This is a genomic window from Plastoroseomonas hellenica (assembly GCF_018129085.1).
Lineage (GTDB): Bacteria > Pseudomonadota > Alphaproteobacteria > Acetobacterales > Acetobacteraceae > Plastoroseomonas > Plastoroseomonas hellenica.
In genome coordinates this window covers 1-4,610 of the sequence record NZ_JAAGBB010000120.1, presented here as the reverse complement: position 1 = coordinate 4,610, position 4,610 = coordinate 1, and the positions used below count along the sequence as shown (strand labels likewise).

Sequence of the window (4,610 nt, the reverse complement as noted above, 5' to 3'; positions counted from 1 at the left end):
GTCCGTTCGCGCGGCTGTGCGCCGCCGCCCGGCGCTCCGCCTTGCGCGCCCCCTTGGGCACCCCCTGTCGTACTCCCTGTCGTACCCTGGGGCCGCCGCCGGCGCGGGCCATCGCCGGGCGCGGGGGCGGGCGGGCGCACCGGCTCGGCCACCTGCACCGGGCTGCCGGCGAAAAGGCGGAGCGCGCCCGAGGTGACCACGCGCTCGCCGGGTCGGATGCCGCCGCGGATGACCGCGTCGGTGCCGGCGATGGTGCCGAGGGTCAGTGGGCGCTGCTCCACGGTGCTGTCCTCCTTCACGACGAAGGCGAAGGGGCCGTCCGGGCCGCGCTGCACCGCGACCAGCGGCACCACGGTCACGCCGCGCAGCGTGGCCACGCGCATGCGCACATTGACGAAGGCGCCCGGCCAGAGGCGCTGGTCTTCGTTCGGGAAGGTCGCCTTCAGCCGGATGGTGCCGGTCGCCTGGTCGACCTGGTTGTCGACCGTCAGCAGCCTGCCCGTCGGGTCTGCCGGATGCGCGGCGCCATCGGCCCGTGGCGCAGCACTGTCGGCCAGGCGCGCGATGACCGGCACCGGGCCCTCCGCGATCGCCTCCAGCACCTGCGGGAGCTGCTGCTGGGGCAAGGTGAAGTTGACACTGATCGGGCGGGTCTGGGTGACGACGACGATGCCGGTGCTGCTGGTCTGCACGAAGTTGCCGATGTCGACGAGCCTGAGCCCGACGCGCCCGTCCACCGGCGAGCGGATGGTGGTGTACTCGAGCTGCACGCGCGCCGCGTCGATCGCGGCAGCGTCGAACTGCACCTGCGCCTCGAACTGCGCGACGGTGGCGCGCTGGGTGTCGAGCGTCTGCTGCGAGGTGCCGCTGTTGCGCATGAGCTGGATGTAGCGCTGCAGGTCGAGCCGGGCATTGGCGAGCTGCGCCTCATGCTGGGCGCGGGTCGCGACCGCCTGGTCGAGCGCCGCCTGGTAGCTGCGCGGATCCAGCCGCACCAGCACGTCGCCGGCGCGCACCTCCTGCCCTTCCTGGAACGCGACCTCGATCAGCCGGCCGGAGACCTGCGGCACCACGGTGATGGTGTTGGACGCCTGCACGGTGCCGAGGGCATCGAGCAGGATCGGCAGGTCGCGCGTCTCGGCCGCGGCGGCGCTGACCGGCACCGGCCCCGCGGCACCGCCGCGGCCGCGCGGGCCACCGGAGGGACCGAAGCCGGCCGGGCGCGCGCCGGCCGCCTGCTCGGTGCCGCTCCCGGGCAGCCAGCCGCGCGTCCAGGCGTACCAGCCGCCGCCCGCCAGCAGGACGAGGATCAGCGTCCAGAGCATCCAGCGGCGGCGGGGCCGCCGTTTGGTGGTGGTGCTCGGTGCCGTGGGCTTCGGCGTGCCCGGCAATTCGTTCATGACCCGGTCTGTCCTGGAGCGGCCCCGGCGGCCGTCCAGCCGCCGCCGAGGGCCGTGAAAAGCGAGGCTGCGGCCTGGAGCTGCTGCGTCTGCGCCTGGGCGAGCGCATCGCGGGCCGAGAACAGCGAGGTCTGGGTCGTCAGCACGGTCAGCAGGTCGATGGTGCCGGCGCGGAGCTGCGAATCGGCGATCTCGAAGGCGCGCCGCGCCGCCGCCTCCCGCACGGCCTGGAGGCGCACCAGCTCGGTGTTGCGCTGGAGGGCCGAGAGGCTGCTCTCGGTATCCTCGAGCGCTGCGAGGATGGCGCGGCGGTAATTGGCCACAAGCTCCTCCTGCCGGGCACGGGCCTGATCGACCTGGGCGCGCAGCGACCCTCCGTCGAAGATCGGCGCGGTGATCCCGGCGGTCAGAGTGTAGAGCACCGAGCCCGGCCGCAGCAGCGTTTCCAGCGCCAGGCTCTGGATGCCGCCGGAGCCGGTGAGCGTGATGGTCGGGAACAGCGCGGCGCGGGCGGCGGTGACATTGGCGTTGCCGGCCGCCAGATTGGCTTCGGCGTAACGCACGTCGGGGCGGCGTAGCAGCAGCGCGGCGGGCAGGCCCGGCGCGATCGTGGGTACCCGCAGCATGGCGAGGCGGAGCGCGGTGATCGCGATCTCGGCCGGTGTCACGCCGGTCAGGGTGGCGAGGGCGAAGCTGTTCTGCTCCACCGTCTGGCGCAGCGGCGGAATGGCGGCGCGCTGCTGGGCGACCACGGTCTCCTGCTGGGCGACGTCGAGGCCGGTCGCGGTGCCGGCCGTCAGGCGGTCGCGCAGGATCGCCAGGGTGCGGGTCGCGACCTCGAGGTTGCCCTGCTGGATCACCAGCGCTTCCTGCGCGCCGAGCACGGTGAAGAAGGTGGTGGCGACGGTGCGCTGGGTGGTGAGGGTGACGACGCCGACATTGTAAGCGGCGGCCGCGGCGGAAGAGCGCGCGCTGTCGCGCAGCGCCCGGTTGCGGCCCCAGAAATCGACCTCATAGCTGGCGGAGAGGCCAGCGCCGAAGCTGTTGGCGGCCGGGGCGGCGGAGCCTGGGTTACGGTTGGTGGCGCGGCGGCGCTCGGCCGAGGCATCGGCATCGAGCGTCGGCAGCAGCGCGGCGCCGGCGATGCGGACCTGGGCATCCGCCTGGCGGAGCTGGGCGATGGCGGCGGCGATATCGAGGTTGCGGGCCATCGCCGCCCGCATCAGGACATCGAGCTGGGCGGCACCGAAGCTGCGCCACCATCCGGCGTCCGGCGGCGGCGCGGAGCCGTCTCCCTCAGCCATGCTGAAGCGGGCGGGGGCGGCGATGCCGGCTTCCGGCATCTCGGTGCCGAGCGCGCAGCCGGTGAGCAGCGCGCCCGCGGACAGCAATGCCGCGCGGCGTCCCGGGACGGGGCGGAGGGTGGCATCTCGGCGCAACGAATCGGCTCTCCATGGCAGGACGGCGACTGCGCCGGCTTTGGGCCACCTTGTCGCTTCAAGCGGCGGGCAAGGCGAGTTTCTTAGTGAAACCGGGCAAGGGGATGGCGGCGGGATGGCGGGGAGGCCGGCGCCTGCCACGAGGCAGATGCGACATGATGCGCAGCCATAACGGATGTCATCGGATGAATTGAAGGTAGCTCACTGTAATCCGCTGAGTATTTCTGCAAATCCCTGCGTGACATTAATTCATTCTTAAGATTTATGGATAGTGACAGGCGGTGAATATTTCGATCGCTGCCTTGCCTGACGGATGCGTCGATGCGTCGCGGCGCTGTCGGTGAACACATCTCGGCAGCGGCCGGCGGGCGCATCGCGGACCTGCTCTCCGCCCGCAGCGGCGGCCGCAGGCGACGGCTTCCGGTGCGCCGAAGCTGCCCGGCCCATGCGATGAAACAGCCAGAATCCCTGGCTTTCACGGGCTCGGCGGGCTGGCCATTGCCTGCCGATCGCGGGTCCGCCGAAGGCATGGCCGCGGAAGCGGACGGCGACCGATGGCGGCGACGGAGATCACCTGCGCTGCGGCGCGAACGGAACTGTCGAGAAACGTTGGCGCACCACAAACAAATTCAAACGCAACAAAACCCTATCTCCGGTGACCGACAGCTAAGTCTGCAATCGCAACGTGCGGACCGGCGGACCCTGATGGGCGAAGCCGAACGCCGCGGTGGCGGTGACGACGCTGAGCCGTATGCCGCCTTCGATCTTCAATCGGATGAAGGGGTACTGGCCATGGCGCAATTCAACAATGTCCTGCGGGATGTCGCACCGCGCTCGGCGCTGCTGCTGGCGGTTGCGATGAGCGTCTCCGCCTGCAACGGCCGCGGAGGCGTCTCCTTCGCGTCCGACAGCGTGCCGGGCGTCGACAGCGCCGGCGGCAGCGGTGCCAGCGGCGGCGCGGGTGGCGCCGGCTCCGGCGGGACCGGCGGCCTTGGTGGCGTTGGCGGCGGCACCGACGGCACGGGCGGCCTCGGCGGCGGCACCGGTGGTACCGGTGGCGGCACGGGCGGTACCGGTGGCGGCACCGGCGGCGGCACGGGTGGCGGCACCGGCGGCGGCACGGGAACCGGTGGCACGACGACTTCGGGCGGCGTGAGCGTCGTGACCGACCCCAATACCGGCACCACCATCACCGTCCCGGTCAATGGTACGCCGGCGGCCATCGTCTCGCTGCCGGCCAACATCCCCGGCACAGTCCAGGGCGCCGTGAGCGGCGTCGTCCCCGGCGTCACCGGCGCCTTGAGCGGGCAGAGCAGCAACTCGGTCGGCTCGATCCTCGATCCGCTGCTGCGCGTCACCGTCGCCGGCCAGAACCTGCTCGGCAGCGGCGCCGGCGCCAGCGGGCCGAGCCTGATCTCGCTCAGCGCCCTGTCGTCCACGACGGCGCAGGGGGCCGTGGTCAACGGCACGCTGCTGCCCACCACGAACGGCGCGAATGTGCTGACCAGCTCGATCCCATCCCTCGTCGGCAATGTGACCGGCATCCTCGGCAGCGTCACTGCCGGGACCCCGCTCGCCGGCATGACCGGTACGCTGAACGGCGCGGTGACGCCCCTCACCAGCGTGGTGGCGGGCGTGACCGGCACGGCGACCGGTGCAGCCGGCGGCGTGCTCGGTGCGGTGAACGGTGTCCTCGCCCCAGTGATGGGTGTGGCCGGCGGCGCGGCGGGCGGCCCGCTGGCCGGCGGCTCGGCAGGCGGCCCGCTGGCCG

At 72.5% G+C, this 4,610-nt stretch carries 2 protein-coding genes and 1 pseudogene; 1 reads left to right on the top strand and 2 read right to left on the bottom strand.

Annotated features, from left to right (window positions below; all coding sequences use genetic code 11):
* Positions 1-1,400: efflux RND transporter periplasmic adaptor subunit (locus GXW71_RS34205; RefSeq protein ID WP_211858505.1), on the bottom strand; the 1,400-nt coding region annotated here is incomplete at its 3' end.
* Positions 1,397-2,839, bottom strand: coding sequence for an efflux transporter outer membrane subunit (locus GXW71_RS34200; RefSeq protein WP_211858503.1), 1,443 nt, complete (start codon positions 2,837-2,839; stop codon positions 1,397-1,399). The genes GXW71_RS34200 and GXW71_RS34205, both read right to left, overlap by 4 nt.
* A gap of 705 nt (positions 2,840-3,544) precedes the next feature.
* Between GXW71_RS34200 and GXW71_RS34195 the strand changes: the two are divergent.
* Positions 3,545-4,610 (top strand): annotated as a pseudogene (locus GXW71_RS34195) (hypothetical protein); the annotation flags it as partial.